This is a genomic window from Thalassospira sp. UBA1131 (genome assembly GCF_002311515.1).
GTDB lineage: Bacteria > Pseudomonadota > Alphaproteobacteria > Rhodospirillales > Thalassospiraceae > Thalassospira.
Genome location: NZ_DCAO01000071.1, coordinates 8,090 through 26,454 on the forward strand (window position 1 = coordinate 8,090; position 18,365 = coordinate 26,454).

Consider the following 18,365-nt stretch of genomic DNA (forward strand, 5'->3'; position numbering starts at 1 on the left):
GAAAAGGTCGTCGGGCTGGCGGAAATGATGAACTATCCCGGCGTGCTTAACCTTGATCCGGGCATCATGGCCAAGCTCGAAGCCTTTCAGGATGGCCATATTGATGGTCACGCGCCGCTGGTGCGCGGATTGGACCTTAATGGCTATATGGCTGCCGGCATTCGCACCGATCACGAGGCCACCTCGGCCGAGGAAGCCCGCGAAAAGCTTGCCAAGGGCATGGCGATCCTGATCCGCGAAGGATCGGTTTCCAAGGATCTTGAGGCACTGGCCGAAATTCTCGATGAAAACAGCTCAAGCTTCGTCGCACTCTGCACCGATGACCGCAATCCGCTTGATATCGGCGAAGAAGGTCATCTTGATAGTCTTGTTTCGCGATTAATCGGTCATTTGAAGGCACGTAATTGCCCGATCCATCATGCCTATCGCGCAGCGTCTCATTCCGCGGCCCGCATTTTCGGCCTGCGCGATCGCGGTTTGTTCGGACCGGGCTGGCGGGCCGATATCGCCATCCTTGATGATCTGGAAGCCTGCCACGTCACCGACGTCATCGCAGGTGGCCGCCTTGTCACCAAGGATCTGTTTGCCAAACGCAAAACCATCGACCCGGTTGGTCTAAGCTCGATGAAGGCCACCCCGGTCACGGCAGAGGCCTTTGCCTGCGATCCCAAACCGGGTCAGAACCAGACCCCGGTGATCAAGGTCAAGCCGGGCCTTATCCTGACCTTCCGCGATGAAGCGACGCTTGAAATCGGCGATAATGGCCTCAAACCCGATCTGGACAATGATGTGATCAAGGTCGCCGTCGTCGAACGCCACGGCATCAATGGCAATATCGGGCGCAGCTTCGTGCGTGGCTTTGGCCTGAAACGCGGGGCGATTGCCTCCTCCGTCGGGCATGACAGCCACAATATCACCGTGGTCGGGGCAAGCGATGCCGACATGGCAGCAGCCGTCAATCGCCTGATTGAAATGGGCGGCGGTTTTGCGGTCGCCGATGGCGGCAAAGTCACGGCCGAACTGGCCCTGCCGGTCGCGGGCCTTATGAGCCTTGAGCCGTTTGAAACCGTCGAGGAGCACCTGATTGACCTGCGCAAGGCGGCCAAGGATCTGGGTTGCGTTTTGCCTGAACCGTTCCTGCAGGTGGCTTTCCTGGCCCTGCCGGTGATCCCGCACCTGAAGATGACCGATCGCGGCCTGTTTGACGTCGATAAGTTCGACTTTGTCTAAGGCCAAAACAGCCTGTGACGGCAAGTAGAAAACGGTTTGCCGACCGGATGCATGAATTCATGTGATTTTGCGGCCAATACGTAGCCAGCTAAAACTGGCTTTTCCACAGCTTTATTGCTACATACGACCCGTCATATGCATCAATATCTGCAGGAAAGGAGCTTTGCATGCGCAAGGCCCGCGTTGAGCGTAACACAAACGAAACCCAGATCATGGTCGAACTGAACCTTGACGGGACCGGCGTTTATGACGTCGAGACCGGGGTCGGGTTCCTTGATCACATGCTCGAACAGCTTTCGCGTCACAGCCTGATGGACCTTAAAGTCCGGGCCAAGGGCGACCTGCATATTGATTTCCACCACACCACCGAAGATAGCGGCATCGCAATCGGCGAAGCCTTTGCCAAGGCGCTTGGCGATAAAAAGGGCATCACGCGTTATGGCAGCTGCCTGCTTCCGATGGACGAGGCGCTGACCCGTGTCGCACTTGATATTTCAAGCCGTCCCTATCTGATCTGGAATGTCGAATTCACCCGCGACAAGCTGGGCGATATGGATACCGAGCTGTTCCGGGAATGGTTCCAGGGCTTTGCCCAGGCGGCTGGCATCACGCTGCATGTCGAGAACCTGTATGGTGAGAACAACCACCATATCATCGAAAGTGCCTTTAAGGCGCTTGCACGGTCGCTGCGCGTGGCAATCGAAATTGATCCGCGCAAGTCCGATGCTATTCCCTCGACCAAGGGCACGCTTGGCGGCTCCTTGTAAGCAGGTCAGTTCGATCTGATCGAAAATACACCGGTGGCATAGCAGACAAAACTCTGCCACCGGTCCAGAGAACCGGTTTTCGATGAAGGTTTACACAGTCCATACCCATCCCGGCGATGCCGACCCGATGGAAAACGCCATCCTGATCCGCGAAGGCTTCAATTTCTGGGCCTTTCTGCTCTCGGGCCTTTGGGCGTTGTACCATCGGCTTTGGCTGGGCTTTTTCGGTCTTGTCGCGGTTTCGTTTCTTTGCACCTTTGCGGTCGAGCTGTTTGACGGCGGGCCTGAAATGGACTTTGCCCTGGCGCTTGTGACCGGCATCGGCTTTGGCCTGATCGCCAATGATTTGCGTCGTCGCAAACTGGCCGCAAAAGGCTGGAAGATGGTCGATATCGTCGCGGGTCATGATGAGACTGACGCCGAACATCGCTGCTTTGAGCGTTCAAAAAATTCCCGGCTGCGCGTCCCACACTCCGCAGCCGCCCTTACCTCCACCCCCTCAACCGGGAGCCCATCCTACCCATGAGTGTTGCGATTATTGATTACGGTTCCGGCAATTTGCGTTCGTGCGCCAAGGCGTTCGAGCGTGCTGCACGTGAAACCGGCTTTTCTGACGACATCATTGTCACCGATGACCCGGAAAAGGTCCGCAACGCCAGCCATATCGTGCTTCCGGGCGTTGGTGCCTATGCCGATTGCCGTGCCGGTCTCGATGCCGTGACGGGCATGGTTGATGTCCTTACCGAACAGGTTATTGCGGGCGGCAAGCCGTTCTTTGGCATCTGTGTTGGCATGCAGTTGATGTCGACCGTCGGCCGTGAATTTGTCGTCACCGACGGCCTTGACTGGATTTCTGGCGAAGTCGTGGCCATCGAGCCCACCGACCCAAGCCTTAAAATCCCGCATATGGGCTGGAACGAGCTGGTGCTTGATCCGGCGGGCAAGGCGCACCCGGTCCTTAACGGCATTTCGGATGGCGATCACGCCTATTTCGTGCACAGCTATCACATGCATGTCACCAACCCCGATCAGCGTTTGGCATCGGTTTCCTATGGCGGGAACATCACCGCGATGATCGGGCGTGACAACATGATCGGCACCCAGTTCCACCCGGAAAAAAGCCAGAAAACCGGGCTTACCATCATCGGGAACTTCCTGGGGTGGAAGCCATGATCGCACCATCTGATACCATTCAGCCGGGCGTCATTGCCGAACGCGTGACCGAACTGACCGCGGGCGACATTTCCGATATCGTCGATGCCTGTACCCAGGCAATTGTCGAAGGCGGCGGCTTTGGCTGGCTGACACCGCCGGACCGTCCAGACATGGAAAAATACTGGCGCGGTGTGTTGCTGATGCCCGGGCGTCATCTGTTTGTGTCGCGCGTAGATGGCGTCATTTCCGGTGCCGCCCAGTTGATCGAAACACCGGCCAACCTCGAAGCACAGCGCCATTCCGCCCAGATTTCCGGCCATTTCGTTGCCCCTTGGGCACGCGGGCGCGGCAACGGTAAGGCGATCGTGCGTTCGATTGAATATTTCGCCCGTGAAGCGGGCTACAGCGTTTTGAAACTCGACCTTCGCGAAACCCAGGAAGCCGCCATCGCACTGTATAACGGGCTTGGATATGTCCGTTGGGGCATCAATCCCTATTACGCGATGGTCGATGGCAAGATGGTCGAAGGCTATTACTACACCAAGAAAATACAGGACACCGATCAGTGAACCTTTATCCCGCAATTGACCTGAAAGACGGCGCCTGTGTGCGCTTGCTTCGCGGCGACATGGACAAGGCAACCGTGTTTAACGACGATCCGGGCGCACAGGCTGGTGAATTTGTGCAAGCCGGCTGCCATTGGGTTCATATCGTTGATCTGAACGGCGCCTTTGCCGGTGAGCCGGTCAATGGTGCGGCTGTGGATTCCATCCTTGCCGCCGTATCGGGCAAGGCCCAGACGCAGCTTGGCGGCGGCATCCGCACCATGGAAACGGTTGATTATTGGCTGAACAAGGGCATCACGCGCGTGATCCTGGGTACCGTGGCCCTTCGCAATCCGGATTTCGTCAAGGAAGCCTGTGCCAAATGGCCGGGCCGGGTGGCTGTCGGCATTGATGCCCGTGATGGCTATGTCGCGGTTGAAGGCTGGGCGGAAACGTCTGAGGTCACCGCCCTTGAGCTCGCCAAGAAATTTGAAGATTGCGGTGTGGCGGCGATCATCTTTACCGATATCGACCGGGATGGCGCGATGGGCGGCCCGAATATTGAGTCCACCGTGGCCCTGGCATCGGAAATCTCGACCCCGGTGATCGTTTCGGGCGGGGTTTCATCGCTTGATGATCTGATCGCGGTCAAGAAACACACAGATGCTGGCATTGATGGCGCGATTTCCGGTCGCGCGCTTTATGATGGCCGCATCGATCTGGCAGAGGCCATCGCGGCCCTTTCGTAACCGACCCAACAGGAAACAGACCATGCTGAAAACCCGTGTCATTCCCTGTCTTGACGTCAAGGACGGCCGCGTCGTCAAAGGGGTCAATTTCGTTGATCTGGTCGATGCCGGTGATCCGGTCGAACAGGCGCGCATCTACGATGCCGAGGGTGCGGACGAGCTCTGCTTCCTTGATATCACGGCATCAAGTGATAACCGCGATACCATCTTTGATGTGGTTGCCCGCACGGCCGAGGCCTGCTTTATGCCAGTCACAGTGGGTGGTGGGGTGCGCAGCCTTGAAGACATCCGAAAGCTGCTTCTGGCCGGTGCGGACAAGGTTTCGATCAATACTGCCGCCGTCAAAAACCCCGATTTCGTGCGCGAAGCCGCGCGCAAGTTCGGATCGCAATGCATTGTGGTCTCGATCGACGCCAAATCAACCGGCCCGGACACGTTCGAAATCTTTACCCATGGCGGGCGTGAACCGACCGGGATCGATGCCGTTTCGTTTGCAAAACAAATGGTCGAATACGGTGCGGGCGAACTTCTTGTTACCTCGATGGATCGCGATGGCACCCAGTCGGGCTTTAACATCCCGCTGACCCGCACCATTGCCGATGCCGTCCATGTACCCGTCATTGCCTCGGGCGGCGTGGGGACGCTGGACCATATGGTCGAAGGCGTGCGTGACGCCCACGCATCGGCCGTTCTGGCCGCCTCGATCTTCCATTTCGGCACCTATCGCATTCGCGAGGTCAAGGACCACATGAAAGCCGCCGGTATTCCGGTACGTGAGGACTGAGACCATGACCAATCAACACATCCTTGATGCGCTTTACGCGACCGTTGCTGCCCGCAAGGGCGCGGACCCGGAAACCAGCTATACCGCCAAGCTGTTTGCCAAGGGTACCGCCAAAATCGCCCAGAAAGTCGGCGAAGAGGGCGTTGAAACCGTGATCGCCGCCCTTGCCGAAACCCCGGAAAAGGTCGCATCGGAAAGTGCCGACCTGCTTTATCATCTGACCGTCCTTTGGGCCGATCAGGGGGTCACGCCTGATGATGTCTGGAAGATCCTGGCCGAGCGTCAGGGCATTTCAGGTATTGCCGAAAAGGCGTCGCGCAGCAAAGATTAAGGCATAAAGCCTCAACTATCCGGGCAATGTCCCGACAAGGTATCAGGAGCATCACCATGGCCGTTCAGCCCTACGATCCGGAAAACATCTTTGCCAAAATCCTGCGCGGCGAAATCCCGTGCACCAAGGTCTATGAAGATGACCATGTGCTGGCGTTTAACGATATCGCGCCGCAGGCCCCGACCCATGTGCTGGTCATCCCCAAGGGTGCCTACACCAGCTATGACGACTTTGCGCTCAATGCCTCGGACGCTGAAATCGTCGCCTATACCCGCGCAATCGGCAAAATCTCCAAGGAAGCTGGCGTGGTTGAAGACGGCTACCGCCTGATCGCCAACACCCGCGAACACGGCCGCCAGGACGTCCCGCACCTGCATGTGCATATCCTTGGCGGTGAGAAACTCCCGCGGATGCTGCCGGGCGCGTAATCACCCAGAGATTTCTAGTCCTTTGGACGATCTGCCCACGAAATAAGCTTGTCTGTCACTTGAACTGGTCGTGTTTGATAGAGGTTAGAAATAGCTTTCAAACGCTCAATCACTTTGTCATCAACGCTAATTTCAACACTGAAGTGTTGCGACAGTGCGTCTTTAGACGTGAACCACAGCTCTAGAGTCTTTCCAGCTAAATCAGAATGTTTGGAGATCGAGAATTGATCATCTATTTTCGATTTTATTGCATTCAGCTGCGCTGAGCGTCTCTGGTAACCGTGCGAGTCTCTGATAGGATTCCCGAATTCATTTTTGATTTGATCTCTAGCTTTCTGCTGTCCGCCAGAAATAGATAGCCTAATGATATCAGAGTGAGGATGCGTCATATCGAAAAGAAAGTAGTCATCCATCTCCTTTTTCAGATCAGTGAAGTCTACTTCCTGCCCCAAAGATGCATGCTCATTGACTAGCTTTTCATACAATTGCCAGCATTCTTTCCACCGATCAGAAACGCCTAGTCTACCTAATTTGATTTTTCCAAGTATGACTTCGTGAGAATAAATTGAGACTACTGTACGAAGTTTATTGATAAGTTCTTCTGCTTCTTTTTGTTTATCTTCCCAAAGCTCTGCCTCAAAACCGAAGCCCTTGAAACGCTTGAACCTAGATACGTTCGCATAAACGAAAGATAGAAATCCGAATCCAAAAACTACCCCTGCATCTACAAACTGTTCGCGCCATACAAGTAAAGTTGAATATCCAAGGAAAACTATACCAAAGGCAGAAAATAACGCTCGTTCCCATTGAGTGCTTAGGTTTTTCCAGAACAATCAACATCTCCTATTCTCAAGCGAAAACTCTAGAAAATATACGTACATTAACGACAGCAACACTACCTTAACCTGTATCACGGTTTGAAGCGGGTGGTGTTCGAACTGTTGAGAAATACACCTTCTCCACAATGTGTAGATACAAATGCTAAACCAACAAGCTCACGCTACTTGTATTTTTTCATCCCTGCCCGGCAATTGGACCCTTGTGCGCGATCTGGGCGAGGTTGGGCAGTTTACCGGTGATGTCACGTTGCATGCTGCCGACCCGGCCCAGCCCAACGTGCTGCGCTATCGCGAGGAGGGGTTTCTGACCCGCCCGGACGGCAAGCGGTTTGATGGCTATCGGGAGTATGACTTTGTCCTGCACGACGACCCTGCGGCAATTGAGCTTCTGTTTCGCGACCCTTTGAGTTTTGGCAATCGCTATGTGTTGCTGCAATTCGGAGAGGAGGGTAACGCGGGCGAGTCAGGTCTCTGTGCGCGCGACATTCACCCCTGTGGGGAGGACTTTTATCACCATTGCATGATCTGGAATGGGCCAGATCATTTCGAAACAAAAATAAAAATCACCGGTCCGAAGAAGGATCACCTGCTGCACAGTGTCTATCGCCGCGCCTAGCATCCCGAGAGACGAGACACCCGTCCATAATTTCAAATACTTGCCGCTTTATTCTGACAATCCAGATTGACTTGCCAAACCGAGCACCCAGTGGCGAAAGGCGCGGACTTCCGGCACGTCCTGACGGTTTTCGGGCGTGATCAGATAGTATGCGCCACTTGATTTCAGGCGGGCTTGGCTAACGATTTCAAGACTGCCCTCCGCCAGCGGTCCTTCGATCAAAACCCTTGGTAACAGGGCGATTCCCATGCCTGCCTTGGCCGCCTCGATCAGCATGAAGAAGTGCTCAAACGCCGGTCCCGGCGCCCCGGCAATCGCAATCCCGTTGGCCTGCGCCCAGTCATGCCATGCCTTGGGTCGGGTGGTGTGGACCAGTCTTGGGTACCGTCCGATCAGCTCTGCCGGGTCGATGGGGCTATTATCGCCCGTCTCATCACCTGAAGCAACATATCCGGGTTTGGCGACAACCACTTGAATTTCATCAAAAAGCTTTTCGCAGATCATGCCGGGCCAGCGACCATCGCCGAAATAAAGCCCGACATCCATCTGACGTGCGCCAAGGTCCGGGCTGCGTTCCGGGGTGGCGAAATTAAGTGCCAGGGTTTCGATCACCGGGCGGATATCGGGGTTTTCGTTTTGGAATCGATTTAATCTTGGGATCAACCAGCTGCTGGCCAAGGTATGCAGCGCGCCGATAACCAGCTTCCGCTCCCCCGCGCCATGGGTGACCAGATCAAGGGTGGCGGCCTCGATCTCGTCCAATGCCCGGCGCAGACTGGGCAAATAGGCCCGGCCGGCTTCGCGCAGGGTCAGTTTCGGGCCATTACGCTCAAACAAGCTCATGCCAAGGCTGGCTTCAAGATTGGCGACCTGCTGACTGATCGCACCCGATGTGACGGAAAGTTCCGCAGCCGCGCGGGCAAAGCTGCCAAGCCGGGCGGCGGCCTCAAAGGCGCGCAGGGCGTTCAGCGGCGGGGTGGTCGGGCGCAGCGCCATATCGATAGTTTTCCTGACCCTAAATTCAGAACTTCTGATTTTACGCCCGGTATTATGCTGATTTAGACTGTCTCTAACAATACAGCATTAGATTATCTAGGAGACACCCATGTCGCTGCCCCCGTTCCATCTGGCTTTCCCGATCAAATCGATATCTGACACCCGCGCGTTCTATATCGATATCCTCGGCTGTGACGAGGGCCGCTCGACCGAGGCCTGGATTGATTTTGATTTCTTTGGGCATCAGCTTTCTGCCCATGTCCGCCCGGAAGCCGGCCAAAACAGCGGTGTCGGAAATGTCGATGGCGATGCTGTGCCGATCCCGCATTTCGGGGCGGTTCTGGAATGGGAAAAATGGCACGCACTGGCCGACAAGCTTAAGGCGGCCAATGTCAAATTCCTGCTCGAGCCCAAGATCCGGTTTAAGGGTGAGCCGGGCGAACAGGGCACCTTCTTTGTCGAAGACCCGGCGGGAAATGGCCTTGAATTCAAGACGTTCCGCGACCCGGCGATGATCTTTGCCCATTAAGGCTGCACAAATCGCACACCGACCCGGCCTTGTGAAAGCAGGCCGGTCCGTGACAGACTGTGATTGAAGCGCCAATTGACGCGCCGGAACGCTTTGCGCTCTGGCGCGTTTGATATGTGCAAACCTTTTTCATCGCCCCAACTTTCGACGTTTTGACCAGGAGACCCCGATGGCAACCACCAACGCCCCGCTCAATATTCTGATTTCCGCTGCCGGCGACGATCAAAAGTGGAAAAGCGTGATGGTTGACCGCCTGCCGGACGCCAATATCGTGACCGAAGAAGACGATTACGATCCTGAAACGATTGACTACGCTCTGTTCTGGAAACAGCCGCAGGGCCTGATCAAGACGCTGCCGAAGCTTAAAGCCATCTTCTCGCTCGGTGCCGGGGTCGATCATGTTGTTTCATCCCCCAGCCTGCCCAAGGAGCTGCCGGTCATTCGTCTGGAAGATGCCGGGATGGCCGATCAGATGGTGCAGTATCACCTTTATGCCGCGCTTCATTTCATGCGCGACTTTGATGTTTATAGCACCCAGCAGGCCAAGGCCGAATGGACCCAGCATGACGTCGCACGCATTTCGCAATGCCGGGTCGGTGTCATGGGGCTGGGCGCACTGGGCTCTGCCGTTGCCTCGTCGCTTTCAAATCTGGGCTTTACCGTGTCGGGCTGGAGCCGCTCGATGAAGGCGATTGAAGGCATTTCGACCTATGCCGGCAAGGAGACGCTGGCTGAATTCCTGGGTCAGTCCGACATCCTGATCTGCCTTCTGCCACGCACGTCCGAAACCGAAAACGTGCTTAACAGCAGCACGCTTTCCTTCTTGCCCAAGGGGGCTGCGATCATTAATGCCGCCCGGGGTGCAATGATCAACGAAGCCGACTTGCTGCGCGCGATTGATACCGGCCATCTGCGCGGTGCGTTTTTGGATGTTGCCGCGACCGAACCGTTGCCCGAAAGCCATCCGTTCTGGGATCACGCAAAAATCCGCATCACCCCGCATATTGCAGCCGCGACCCGGTTTGAAGAATCGATCGATCAGATTGCCGAAAACCTTGATCGTCTGGCCCGCGGCGAAACACCGCGCGGGCTTGTGAACCGCGAGGTCGGCTACTAAGCCGCTAAACACCAAACCACACCACTCAAACCCGATCCGGCGCATTATGCCTGCCAGATCGGGTTTTTCTTGTCCGCCCACGGGCTTTCTGCAAAACAGGAACAGCCGCCCGCGAGGTCGGTGTCATTGCTGTTAAACGGGATTTTCGATGTCAGCCAAAACCTTTGTTGCGCTTCGCGTTGACTGTGACGCCGCCACCGCCTTTGACCAGTTCACGGGCGGGATTGATCACTGGTGGAAACAGGGGCCGCGCAACCGCCTGCTTGGCAATCGTCCGGGTATTATGGAATTTGGCGAAGAAAACGGCACACGCTATTTGCAGGAAGTCGACAAACGCCGCCCGGATTTCATCGTCCGTGCGGGCAAGGTCACCAAGTGGGAACCGGGCGTTCGCCTGAGTTTCGAATGGAACTGGCCGATGGCCGACCCCAAGGAACCGGCGACATTGGTCGATATCCGATTTAGCGCACTTGGCGATTACACCCGCATCACGCTGGAACATCTTGGCCTTGAAAAGCTGTCAATGGCCCATCCCGGGCGCAATGGCCTGAATGACAACCGTTTCAAGCCGATGATGACCCATTACTGGCAGGCGCATCTGGTTTCATTGCGAAACCGGATCAAACTGCTTTCGCGCGGTTCAAACCCGGCCTGACCCGGCAAAATCAAGCCCGGCCAGCAATTCTGTCAGCCAGTCGACAAATACCCGCACACGGGCGGAAAGCTGCCGATTTTGCGGATACAGCACCGAAACCGGCATCGGATCGGGCGGGCAATCAGGCAGGATTTCAATCAGTTTGCCGGATTTAAGGTCATCGGCAACGCGGTAGCGCGGCACCTGCACAATCCCCAATCCCGCCGCGGCACAGGCGGCGTAGCTGTCCGCCCCGGTCACGGAAATACTGGCGGGCAGCATGATCTCGCAAAGCTTGCCATCCACCCTGAAATCAAGCGGGATCGGCTTGTCATCCGCACCGGATAAAAAACAAACCATCTGGTGGCCCTGGCTTTTCAGGTCGGAAAGGGTTTCGGGCATGCCAATGCGCGCAATGTAATCGGGGCTGGCGACGGTCGCCTCGTGCAAAAGCGCCAAGCGCCGCCCGATCATCGATGAACTGGCCAGATCGCCACTGCGCAGCACGCAATCAAAGCCTTCATGCACCAGATCAACAAAACGATCGCCATCGGCCAGCACCAGATCAATCCCCGGATAGCGACCCCGAAAATCACCAAGGGCCGGGATGATAAAGGTCCGGGCCAGCGTGCCTTGCAGATTAATCCTGAGCAACCCCTTGGGATCGGCATTGGTAAAGCTGCCATCGGCTTCTTCGAGGTCGGCGAGAATCCGCACACAGCGTTGATAATACGCATCCCCGTCGCGGGTCGGGTTGACGGTGCGCGTCGTGCGTTCAAGCAACCGGGTGCCCAGCCGTTCTTCCAACCGCTGAATGGAATTGGTCATGGTCGCACGCGGGATCAAAAGATCACTCGCCGCCTTGGTAAAGCTTTTGCGCTCCACCACGCGCACGAAGTTGCGCATTTCCTCAAACCGGTCCATTCGCCATCCTGATTGTTATTCAATTTCGAATAATGATGTCGAATATAACCTAATTATCCAAAAAGTCATCTTGGGCATAGTGGGCCCATGCCCTTGAGGCCCCCGTAACCACCAAGGAGACTTTTGATGTCTGCCAATCAAAACAAAACCGCCATCATCACCGGCGCATCCCGCGGCATTGGCGTGGCGCTTGCCAAACGTCTGGCGGCGGATGGCTTTAACGTTGTCATCAACTATGCCAGCTCTGCCGCACCGGCAGAAGAACTGGCTGATTCGCTTAAATCGCAAGGCCACAAGGCCATCGCAATCAAGGCGGATATTGCCCGGCCGGATGCGGTTAAGGCCCTGTTTGACAAAACCATCGCCGAATTTGGCGGTGTTGACGTCATTGTCAATAACGCCGGTGTCATGACGACCACCCCGATTGCCGACATGGATGATGCCACCTATGACGCGATGATGGACATTAATGTGCGCGGCACCTTCAACATGCTGCGCGAAGGCGCAAAACACCTGCGTGACCATGGTCGGGTGATCAATTTCTCAACCACTGCCCTGCATCTCAAGCTGCCGGGTTATGCCGTCTATAACGCCACCAAGGCCGCGGTCGAGGCAATGACGGGCGTTTTCGCCAAGGAACTGCGCGGTCGCCAGATCACGGTCAATGCCGTTGCGCCGGGCCCGGTTGCGACCGAACTGTTCCTGAACGGCAAGACCGACGAACAGATTGCCAACTTCGCAAAAATGCCACCGCTCGAACGGCTTGGTGAACCTGATGACATCGCCGGTGTGGTGTCCTTCCTGGCCGGGCCGGATTCCGGCTGGGTCGATGGTCAGACCATCCGTGCCAATGGTGGTCTTGCCTGACCCCATAAACCCTGCTTGCCGGGGCCCCTGGTTTGATATCGGCATGATTTCCCCCATCCCCGTGCCGGTCTTTGCCCTTGGACCCAGCAACGCTGACAACGACGTCGCCTGATGCACAAACAGGCGGCGTCATTGCCATATTGCCTTGATCCCCGGCTTTGCCCATGATGGCCCGCCATCAGCAAAGGGATCCCGCAATGTCAAACGCCGCCGCCACCACCACAAAATCCGATGACATCACGTTTCGCTATGCCACCCGCGATGACCTGCCTGCCATTGTTGCCCTTCTGGCCGATGATGAAAAAGGCAAAACCCGCGAGGAACTTGGCGATCCGCTTCCTGATGCCTATTACGCCGCGTTTAATGCCATGGCATCCCAGTCAACCGATGCCCTGCCCAACAAATATCTTTTGGCCATCAAGGGCAGGGATATTGTCGGCTGTTTGCAGCTGACCCTGATTGCCGGATTGTCGCGGCGCGGCCAACTGCGCGCCCAGATCGAAGGGGTGCGGGTGGCCAGCACCGCCCGAGGTCAAAAGATCGGCGAAAAACTGATCAAGCAATCCATTTCGATTTCGAAATCACTTGGCGCGGCATTGATACAGTTCACCACGGATAAAACCCGCAAGGATGCCCATCGGTTTTATGAACGGCTTGGATTTGTCGCCAGCCACGAGGGCATGAAGATGGCTCTAGACCCCAAATAGGCCTTGTTTTCTGCCAGATTGCGCACACGCAAATACGCCGGGCGCATTTCGTGATAGGGTCTGATGATTGTTGGCCTTACGGCTGCATCCATCGAACGGAGGACCATCATGAACTTGAGCGAATTACAAGATCTGGCCCGTGAACGCGGCTTTTCGCATGTGTTCAGCGCATCGGAAAACCATGTCACATGCGATGGCAAACAGGCGAAATATAGCGCCGATGACTTGACCATTATCGATTCCCGTTCTGTCGATGCCGGAACCGACCCGGGCGATGACGCCACACTTTACATGATCGAGGCCAGCGATGGCACGCGCGGCATGCTGATTGTGCCCAACAGCTTTGATACCGACCGCAACAAGGCCAACCTGATCGACAGTCTTCGCCGCAAGCACAGCTGATTTCGGAACAAGCAGCCGGGATTTGCGTTTTGCCTTTATCAGACAATTTTTGATCGAGGAGGCCCGCAATGACCTTGGCTGATCTTCAGGCAAACGCCAAAGAACACGGTTTTGAACATCATTTCATGGCCGAGGAGGGCGGTGTACGCAGTGACGGCACCGGCAAGCTTTATACCCCGGAAGAGCTGCGCCTTGTCCATTCCAACAGCACCGACCAAGGCACCGATCCGGGTGACGAGGCAACCCTGTTCATGATCGAGGCCAATGACGGCACCAAGGGTGTGATGATCATGGCCGATGCATTTCATGCCGATCCGCACAAGGCCGAAATCATTGATGTTCTGCGCCGTAATCGGGCTGCGTAATCAATTGCGTTGCACGCCACCTTGCACGTTGCCTCATTCCAAGATGGACACGTTGCCGGGTGGCATTTCGCAAAATGAACACAAATAAGCGCCCGAAGCGACATAAAGGGTAGGCAGTTTATGCGCCATCCCTTTACCAAGTGGGGCATTTCATTCGATGTCGGACTTTTTGCCTTTCATTCGCGCCTGGGTCACCGATCCCAGAAAAATATCCGCCATTTCGCCCTCAAGCCCGGCGCTGGCGCGGCTGATCACATCCGAAATCAACACCCAAAGCACCCCGGTTCTGGAACTCGGACCGGGGACAGGTGTGTTTACCCGTGCACTTCTTGATCGCGGCTTGCGCGAAGATGACCTGACATTGATCGAAGCTGGCCCTGATTTCTCCCGCCTGCTTTCCGAACGCTATCCCGGGGCCCGCATCCTGCAAATGGATGCCTGCCGTTTGGGTAAAAAGGGCCTGTTTGGCGCCGGCGAACTGGCAAGCGCGATTAGCGGCCTGCCGCTTCTGTCGATGACACCGCGCCAGATCATGGGCATCTTGTCGGGCAGTTTTGAATATCTGCGTGACGACGGCGCATTTTACCAGTTCACCTATGGCCCGCGCTGCCCGGTGCCAGACGCCATCCTGGCCCGGCTTGATCTTCAGGCAACGCGCATCGGCACCACGGTGCGCAATGTTCCGCCCTCGTCGGTCTATAAGATCGAACGCAAAAGCCGCCCGGAAATCGTAAGCGAAGTTCGCAAATCCGCCTGAAACGCAAAAAGGGGCACCAACTGCATGGTGCCCCTTTATCTGTATCATCGCCGTTTTAGGCCGATGGAAAAGTTTGATCACCACAAATGATGGACGTGCGGGGCGATGCGTTGCTCATAGATGTTGCGCAATTCACCGATCACCTCTGAGGGCAGCGGTGCCACATCACTTGCCGCGGCATTCGCCGCGGCCTGGGCTGCATTCTTTGCCCCCGGGATCACAACACCAACGGCTTCTTCCATCAAAATCCAGCGCAGGGCGAACTGCGCCATAGTGATATTGTCCGGAACCAGTCGGCGGATTTCCTCAACAGCTTCAAGCGCAACATCAAACGGCACACCGGCAAATGTTTCGCCTTTGTCAAACGCCTCGCCGTTGCGGTTAAACGCACGGTGGTCGTCTGCGGCAAAGGCGGTGTCCTTGGTCATCTTGCCGGTCAAAAGGCCGGATGCCAGCGGCACACGGACGATCACCCCGACATTCTTTGCTTTTGCCTCGCGGAAGAAAAGTCCCGACGGGCGTTGGCGGAAGATGTTGTAAATGATCTGAACCGAAGCAACCCCAGGATATTCGATGGCTTTGAGGCCTTCTTCGACCTTCTCGACCGAAACACCGTAATTGCGGATTTTCCCGGCGGTGACCATTTCCTCCATCACCTCGAACACATCCGGGCGATAGTAAACCTCTGTCGGCGGGCAATGAAGCTGCACCAGATCAAGACAATCCGTCGCAAGGTTCTTGAGGCTCCGTTCAACAAAGGCTGTCAGGTTCTGTTTGTTGTAGCCCTCGGATACATGCGGATCCAGGCGACGCCCGGCCTTGGTTGCGATGAACGGACGTTCGCCACCGCGTTCTTTCATGACATCGGCGATGATTTTTTCCGACCGGCCGTCACCGTAAACATCGGCGGTATCAATGAATGTTGTGCCGTTATCAAGGGCGGCATGCAGGGCAGCCCGCGCGTCAGCCTCTGACACATCGCCCCAGGCGCCGCCAATGGCCCATGCACCAAAACCGACTTCCGAAACTGTGCGGCCTGTCTTACCAAATTTTCTGTAGTTCATATATCGTTGCTCCTAAGGCATTAACTGGCCGCCATTGACCTCGATGATCTGGCCTGTGATGTAGCCCGCCATGGCGTGCGAGGCGAGAAACAGGAACGCCCCGACACATTCATCCGGGCGGCCCACGCGACCCATCGGGACTGTTGCGCTTTGCGCGGCAAGAACATCGGCCGGTGTATAGCGGTCATGAAACGGCGTCTGGATAAGACCCGGCGAAACGGCGTTCACGCGAATGCCGTCCGCGACAAATTCCTTTGCCTGTCCGCGTGTCAGGCTGCTGACAAAGGATTTTGCCGCCGCATACAGCACAGCACCACCCCCGCCACCATTGCGCGCGGCAATCGATGTCGTATTGACCACAAAACCGTTTTCTGACGCTTTGAGGTAAGGATACGCCGCCACCGTGGCTTCCCAGACCGATTTGCCATTCAGGGCAAAGACACGGTCAAGATGCTCGGGCTCCACCTCGGTCGTCGGCACACGGCCCAGCATACCGCCAGCATTGTTGATCAGACCATCCAGCCCGCCAAGCATCCGGGCGGCTTCCCTGACCACTTTCGTCGGTGTACCCGTTTCACTCATATCGCCCTGAACAGCAACGACATGCTCGGGAAACTCTGCCTGAAGGGCGCGTGCTGCTTCACCGCTTTCATTGTAATGAAGGGCAACCTTGGCACCCTGTGCGGCAAACCCCCGGACAATCTCGGCTCCGATCCCGGTCGATCCCCCGGTTACCAAAACACGGCGCGACATCAGGTCGGGAATCCTGACTGCCTGAATATCACTCATCGTATTCCTCCGGCTGAATTGTCTGACTTTTGGTCAGATTACTTGTTGCACCGCCCCGTGTGGTGTGGTTTTTCATGAAATGAAATCATCCACAAAGTGAATAGAGTTCAACTTGGCTGGAATCGACCGCGCAGAGTTTGCCGATCTACGCCTGTTTCTGGCGATTGTCCGCCGCCAGAGCTTCAAGGCTGCGGCGATTGAATTCGGGCTTTCGCCGTCGGCGGCAAGCCACGCGATCCGCCGTCTGGAACGCCGCCTTGGCGTAAAGCTGATCAATCGAACCACCCGGTCGATCGTGGCAACCGAACTGGGCCAGGACCTTGCAACCAAGCTTGCCGAGGGCTTTGATAAACTCGATGAAGCACTCCAGACGCTTGATGCCCCCGGTGCCGCCAGCTTTGGCGAGGTCCGCATCAACGCCTTTTCCGATGCCGCGCACCTTCTGATCGCCCCGGCATTGCCGGAATTTGCCAAAACCTTTCCCGATGTCAGCCTCAGCATAATCGTTGAAAACCGGCCGATTGATATCGTCGCAGAGGGATATGATGCCGGCATCCGGTTCGGCCATCTGGTCCCCGAAGACATGGTTGCCGTCGCACTTAGCGGACCGCAGCGCTGGGTCGTGGCCGGCGCACCGGATTATCTTGCCCGGCACGGAAAACCCGATACCCCTGAAGATCTGCGCAATCACACATGCCTGCAGCTTCTTCTCGGCGACAATTCACCATTTCCCTGGGAGCTTGGCACTGGCCCCGATCAGAAAAGCTACCGCGTGCCGGGCCACATCACCATTCAGGACACGGCAACCACGATCTCGGCCGCCAAGGCCGGGCTTGGACTGGCCTATTTGCTGGAATCGCGCATTGCCGATGAGATTGCCAGCGGACAGCTTGAAATCGTGCTGGAAGACCATGCATCATCTGATGATCCCTTCCACATGTATTACAGCAGCCGCCACAACAATCATCCGGGCTTGCGCGGTCTGATCAACATCATCCGCAAACAGAACGGCCTGTCGCGCATTTGATCACACCCGGGTCGCCCAATGACGAGGGATTAGCGCCGATAGACCATCTGGCGGTAATTCAGCGCCTCGGCAATATGGCTGCGCTTGACAGTCGCACTTCCGGCAAGATCGGCAATCGTGCGGGCCACCCGCAAAATCCGGTGATATCCGCGGGCTGACAGCTTCATCTGGCGCGCTGCATCCTGAAGCAATCCGCGGCCCTCGGTATCAAGGGCGGCGGCATCCTGCAGGACTTCACCATCGGCCAGCGCATTGGTCGATATGTTTTCGTTTTTATATCGCAACATTTGCAATTCACGGGCCAGAAACACCCGTTCACGAACCGCCTGACTGGTTTCGCCTTTGGCCGGTAAATCAAGATCTTCGGGTTTGACGGCGGGTACTTCGATCTGAATATCAAACCGGTCCAGAAGCGGCCCTGAAAGCCGTGCCTGATATTCCTCGCCACAACGCGGGGCGCGGGTGCAGGCAAGCTCGTTATCCCCAAGATAACCACAGCGGCACGGGTTCATCGCCGCCACCAATTGCACGCGCGCCGGATAGGTCACATGTGCATTGGCGCGCGCAACCGATACCTGCCCGGTTTCAAGCGGTTGGCGCAGCGCATCAAGCACATTGCGCTGAAATTCCGGCAATTCATCCAAGAATAAGACGCCATTATGGGCCAGTGAAATCTCGCCCGGCTTGACCCGATGCCCCCTGTCATTTTCAGCAATTGATGCGACCCTCAGGGCGTAATATCG

The 18,365-nt window shown here is 56.3% G+C and carries 25 protein-coding genes; 19 read left to right on the forward strand and 6 right to left on the reverse strand.

Features of this window, described 5'->3' with window-relative positions:
- The 9 genes from B3Z49_RS11535 to B3Z49_RS11575 all read left to right on the forward strand — a co-directional run.
- A partial coding sequence (locus B3Z49_RS11535) for an adenine deaminase (RefSeq protein ID WP_296990934.1) occupies nt 1-1,230 on the forward strand: 1,230 nt, incomplete at its 5' end.
- A gap of 167 nt (nt 1,231-1,397) precedes the next feature.
- On the forward strand, nt 1,398-1,997 hold the full coding sequence (gene hisB / locus B3Z49_RS11540) for an imidazoleglycerol-phosphate dehydratase HisB (RefSeq protein WP_008888824.1): 600 nt from the start codon (nt 1,398-1,400) through the stop codon (nt 1,995-1,997).
- A gap of 82 nt (nt 1,998-2,079) precedes the next feature.
- The gene (locus B3Z49_RS11545; protein WP_296990935.1) at nt 2,080-2,523 is read left to right on the forward strand and encodes a DUF2628 domain-containing protein; all 444 of its coding nucleotides are present in this window, start codon (nt 2,080-2,082) and stop codon (nt 2,521-2,523) included.
- Entirely contained in the window at nt 2,520-3,170 is a 651-nt protein-coding gene (hisH, locus tag B3Z49_RS11550; RefSeq protein ID WP_296990937.1) for an imidazole glycerol phosphate synthase subunit HisH, read from the forward strand. Before B3Z49_RS11545 ends, hisH begins: the two co-directional genes overlap by 4 nt.
- A complete protein-coding gene (locus tag B3Z49_RS11555) occupies nt 3,167-3,721 on the forward strand; it encodes a GNAT family N-acetyltransferase (protein ID WP_296990938.1) in 555 nt (184 codons plus the stop codon). Before hisH ends, B3Z49_RS11555 begins: the two co-directional genes overlap by 4 nt.
- On the forward strand, nt 3,718-4,446 hold the full coding sequence (hisA, locus tag B3Z49_RS11560; protein ID WP_064787961.1) for a 1-(5-phosphoribosyl)-5-[(5-phosphoribosylamino)methylideneamino]imidazole-4-carboxamide isomerase: 729 nt from the start codon (nt 3,718-3,720) through the stop codon (nt 4,444-4,446). The genes B3Z49_RS11555 and hisA overlap by 4 nt, the downstream gene beginning before the upstream one ends.
- A 22-nt stretch (nt 4,447-4,468) precedes the next feature.
- Nucleotides 4,469-5,230, forward strand: coding sequence for an imidazole glycerol phosphate synthase subunit HisF (gene hisF, locus B3Z49_RS11565; RefSeq protein WP_296990942.1), 762 nt, complete (start codon nt 4,469-4,471; stop codon nt 5,228-5,230).
- Nucleotides 5,231-5,234: 4 nt separating this feature from the next.
- Nucleotides 5,235-5,561, forward strand: a complete 327-nt coding sequence (locus B3Z49_RS11570) for a phosphoribosyl-ATP diphosphatase (protein ID WP_296990944.1) — start codon at nt 5,235-5,237, stop codon at nt 5,559-5,561.
- A 56-nt stretch (nt 5,562-5,617) separates the two neighbouring features.
- Nucleotides 5,618-5,989: a histidine triad nucleotide-binding protein gene (locus B3Z49_RS11575; RefSeq protein WP_063086170.1), complete on the forward strand. Its 372-nt coding sequence runs from the start codon at nt 5,618-5,620 to the stop codon at nt 5,987-5,989.
- 14 nt (nt 5,990-6,003) lie between these two features.
- Here the strand turns inward: B3Z49_RS11575 and B3Z49_RS11580 are convergent, their stop codons facing one another.
- Nucleotides 6,004-6,822, reverse strand: coding sequence for a hypothetical protein (locus B3Z49_RS11580; RefSeq protein WP_296990947.1), 819 nt, complete (start codon nt 6,820-6,822; stop codon nt 6,004-6,006).
- 145 nt (nt 6,823-6,967) lie between these two features.
- On the opposite strand from B3Z49_RS11580, the gene B3Z49_RS11585 reads away from it, so the two are divergent.
- Nucleotides 6,968-7,444 (forward strand): DUF6314 family protein, encoded by a 477-nt coding sequence (locus B3Z49_RS11585; protein WP_296990949.1) that lies wholly within the window; start codon nt 6,968-6,970, stop codon nt 7,442-7,444.
- Nucleotides 7,445-7,492: 48 nt separating this feature from the next.
- Here B3Z49_RS11585 and B3Z49_RS11590 read toward each other — a convergent pair whose 3' ends face one another.
- Entirely contained in the window at nt 7,493-8,440 is a 948-nt protein-coding gene (locus B3Z49_RS11590; protein ID WP_296990951.1) for a LysR substrate-binding domain-containing protein, read from the reverse strand.
- Nucleotides 8,441-8,549: 109 nt separating this feature from the next.
- Between B3Z49_RS11590 and B3Z49_RS11595 the strand changes: the two genes are divergently transcribed.
- The 3 genes from B3Z49_RS11595 to B3Z49_RS11605 all read left to right on the forward strand — a co-directional run bounded on the left by B3Z49_RS11595 (nt 8,550) and on the right by B3Z49_RS11605 (nt 10,741).
- Nucleotides 8,550-8,969, forward strand: a complete 420-nt coding sequence (locus tag B3Z49_RS11595) for a VOC family protein (RefSeq protein ID WP_296990953.1) — start codon at nt 8,550-8,552, stop codon at nt 8,967-8,969.
- A 169-nt stretch (nt 8,970-9,138) separates the two neighbouring features.
- Nucleotides 9,139-10,086: a 2-hydroxyacid dehydrogenase gene (locus B3Z49_RS11600; protein ID WP_296990955.1), complete on the forward strand. Its 948-nt coding sequence runs from the start codon at nt 9,139-9,141 to the stop codon at nt 10,084-10,086.
- Between the two features lie 148 nt (nt 10,087-10,234).
- Nucleotides 10,235-10,741 carry an SRPBCC domain-containing protein gene (locus tag B3Z49_RS11605; RefSeq protein WP_296990956.1) on the forward strand — a complete coding sequence of 169 codons (507 nt, stop codon included), beginning with the start codon at nt 10,235-10,237 and terminating at the stop codon, nt 10,739-10,741.
- Here B3Z49_RS11605 and B3Z49_RS11610 read toward each other — a convergent pair.
- Nucleotides 10,727-11,644, reverse strand: a complete 918-nt coding sequence (locus tag B3Z49_RS11610) for a LysR family transcriptional regulator (RefSeq protein ID WP_296990959.1) — start codon at nt 11,642-11,644, stop codon at nt 10,727-10,729. The two genes, B3Z49_RS11605 and B3Z49_RS11610, sit on opposite strands and share 15 nt — an antisense overlap.
- A gap of 126 nt (nt 11,645-11,770) precedes the next feature.
- Here B3Z49_RS11610 and B3Z49_RS11615 point away from each other — a divergent pair, with 126 nt between their 5' ends.
- The 5 genes from B3Z49_RS11615 (at nt 11,771) to B3Z49_RS11635 (ending at nt 14,742) form a co-directional block, all read left to right on the forward strand.
- Nucleotides 11,771-12,511 (forward strand): SDR family oxidoreductase, encoded by a 741-nt coding sequence (locus tag B3Z49_RS11615; RefSeq protein WP_063086183.1) that lies wholly within the window; start codon nt 11,771-11,773, stop codon nt 12,509-12,511.
- Nucleotides 12,512-12,708: 197 nt separating this feature from the next.
- The gene (locus B3Z49_RS11620) at nt 12,709-13,218 is read left to right on the forward strand and encodes a GNAT family N-acetyltransferase (RefSeq protein ID WP_296990961.1); all 510 of its coding nucleotides are present in this window, start codon (nt 12,709-12,711) and stop codon (nt 13,216-13,218) included.
- Between the two features lie 108 nt (nt 13,219-13,326).
- Nucleotides 13,327-13,620, forward strand: a complete 294-nt coding sequence (locus B3Z49_RS11625) for a phosphoribosylpyrophosphate synthetase (protein WP_296990963.1) — start codon at nt 13,327-13,329, stop codon at nt 13,618-13,620.
- Nucleotides 13,621-13,688: 68 nt separating this feature from the next.
- Entirely contained in the window at nt 13,689-13,985 is a 297-nt protein-coding gene (locus tag B3Z49_RS11630) for a phosphoribosylpyrophosphate synthetase (RefSeq protein ID WP_296990965.1), read from the forward strand.
- Between the two features lie 157 nt (nt 13,986-14,142).
- Nucleotides 14,143-14,742 carry a class I SAM-dependent methyltransferase gene (locus B3Z49_RS11635; RefSeq protein ID WP_296990966.1) on the forward strand — a complete coding sequence of 200 codons (600 nt, stop codon included), beginning with the start codon at nt 14,143-14,145 and terminating at the stop codon, nt 14,740-14,742.
- A gap of 77 nt (nt 14,743-14,819) precedes the next feature.
- Here the strand turns inward: B3Z49_RS11635 and B3Z49_RS11640 are convergent, their stop codons facing one another.
- Both B3Z49_RS11640 and B3Z49_RS11645 read right to left on the reverse strand, forming a co-directional pair.
- Nucleotides 14,820-15,806 carry an aldo/keto reductase gene (locus tag B3Z49_RS11640; RefSeq protein ID WP_296990968.1) on the reverse strand — a complete coding sequence of 329 codons (987 nt, stop codon included), beginning with the start codon at nt 15,804-15,806 and terminating at the stop codon, nt 14,820-14,822.
- 12 nt (nt 15,807-15,818) lie between these two features.
- Nucleotides 15,819-16,595: an SDR family NAD(P)-dependent oxidoreductase gene (locus B3Z49_RS11645; RefSeq protein WP_296990970.1), complete on the reverse strand. Its 777-nt coding sequence runs from the start codon at nt 16,593-16,595 to the stop codon at nt 15,819-15,821.
- Nucleotides 16,596-16,707: 112 nt separating this feature from the next.
- On the opposite strand from B3Z49_RS11645, the gene B3Z49_RS11650 reads away from it, so the two are divergent.
- Nucleotides 16,708-17,622, forward strand: a complete 915-nt coding sequence (locus B3Z49_RS11650) for a LysR family transcriptional regulator (RefSeq protein ID WP_296990971.1) — start codon at nt 16,708-16,710, stop codon at nt 17,620-17,622.
- A 29-nt stretch (nt 17,623-17,651) separates the two neighbouring features.
- Here the strand turns inward: B3Z49_RS11650 and B3Z49_RS11655 are convergent.
- A partial coding sequence (locus tag B3Z49_RS11655) for an ATP-binding protein (protein ID WP_296990974.1) occupies nt 17,652-18,365 on the reverse strand: 714 nt, incomplete at its 5' end.

Bases quoted from the DNA above. Each gene is read 5' to 3' on its own strand.
- B3Z49_RS11590 (WP_296990951.1), bottom strand. From the start codon at position 8,440: ATGGCGCTGCGCCCGACCACCCCGCCGCTGAACGCCCTGCGCGCCTTT.
- hisH (WP_296990937.1), top strand. From the start codon at position 2,520: ATGAGTGTTGCGATTATTGATTACGGTTCCGGCAATTTGCGTTCGTGC.
- hisB (WP_008888824.1), top strand. From the start codon at position 1,398: ATGCGCAAGGCCCGCGTTGAGCGTAACACAAACGAAACCCAGATCATG.
- B3Z49_RS11615 (WP_063086183.1), top strand. From the start codon at position 11,771: ATGTCTGCCAATCAAAACAAAACCGCCATCATCACCGGCGCATCCCGC.
- B3Z49_RS11570 (WP_296990944.1), top strand. From the start codon at position 5,235: ATGACCAATCAACACATCCTTGATGCGCTTTACGCGACCGTTGCTGCC.
- B3Z49_RS11595 (WP_296990953.1), top strand. From the start codon at position 8,550: ATGTCGCTGCCCCCGTTCCATCTGGCTTTCCCGATCAAATCGATATCT.
- B3Z49_RS11610 (WP_296990959.1), bottom strand. From the start codon at position 11,644: ATGGACCGGTTTGAGGAAATGCGCAACTTCGTGCGCGTGGTGGAGCGC.
- B3Z49_RS11635 (WP_296990966.1), top strand. From the start codon at position 14,143: ATGTCGGACTTTTTGCCTTTCATTCGCGCCTGGGTCACCGATCCCAGA.
- B3Z49_RS11645 (WP_296990970.1), bottom strand. From the start codon at position 16,595: ATGAGTGATATTCAGGCAGTCAGGATTCCCGACCTGATGTCGCGCCGT.
- B3Z49_RS11620 (WP_296990961.1), top strand. From the start codon at position 12,709: ATGTCAAACGCCGCCGCCACCACCACAAAATCCGATGACATCACGTTT.
- B3Z49_RS11605 (WP_296990956.1), top strand. From the start codon at position 10,235: ATGTCAGCCAAAACCTTTGTTGCGCTTCGCGTTGACTGTGACGCCGCC.
- B3Z49_RS11545 (WP_296990935.1), top strand. From the start codon at position 2,080: ATGAAGGTTTACACAGTCCATACCCATCCCGGCGATGCCGACCCGATG.
- hisF (WP_296990942.1), top strand. From the start codon at position 4,469: ATGCTGAAAACCCGTGTCATTCCCTGTCTTGACGTCAAGGACGGCCGC.
- B3Z49_RS11555 (WP_296990938.1), top strand. From the start codon at position 3,167: ATGATCGCACCATCTGATACCATTCAGCCGGGCGTCATTGCCGAACGC.
- B3Z49_RS11575 (WP_063086170.1), top strand. From the start codon at position 5,618: ATGGCCGTTCAGCCCTACGATCCGGAAAACATCTTTGCCAAAATCCTG.
- B3Z49_RS11600 (WP_296990955.1), top strand. From the start codon at position 9,139: ATGGCAACCACCAACGCCCCGCTCAATATTCTGATTTCCGCTGCCGGC.
- B3Z49_RS11630 (WP_296990965.1), top strand. From the start codon at position 13,689: ATGACCTTGGCTGATCTTCAGGCAAACGCCAAAGAACACGGTTTTGAA.
- B3Z49_RS11640 (WP_296990968.1), bottom strand. From the start codon at position 15,806: ATGAACTACAGAAAATTTGGTAAGACAGGCCGCACAGTTTCGGAAGTC.
- B3Z49_RS11585 (WP_296990949.1), top strand. From the start codon at position 6,968: ATGCTAAACCAACAAGCTCACGCTACTTGTATTTTTTCATCCCTGCCC.
- B3Z49_RS11625 (WP_296990963.1), top strand. From the start codon at position 13,327: ATGAACTTGAGCGAATTACAAGATCTGGCCCGTGAACGCGGCTTTTCG.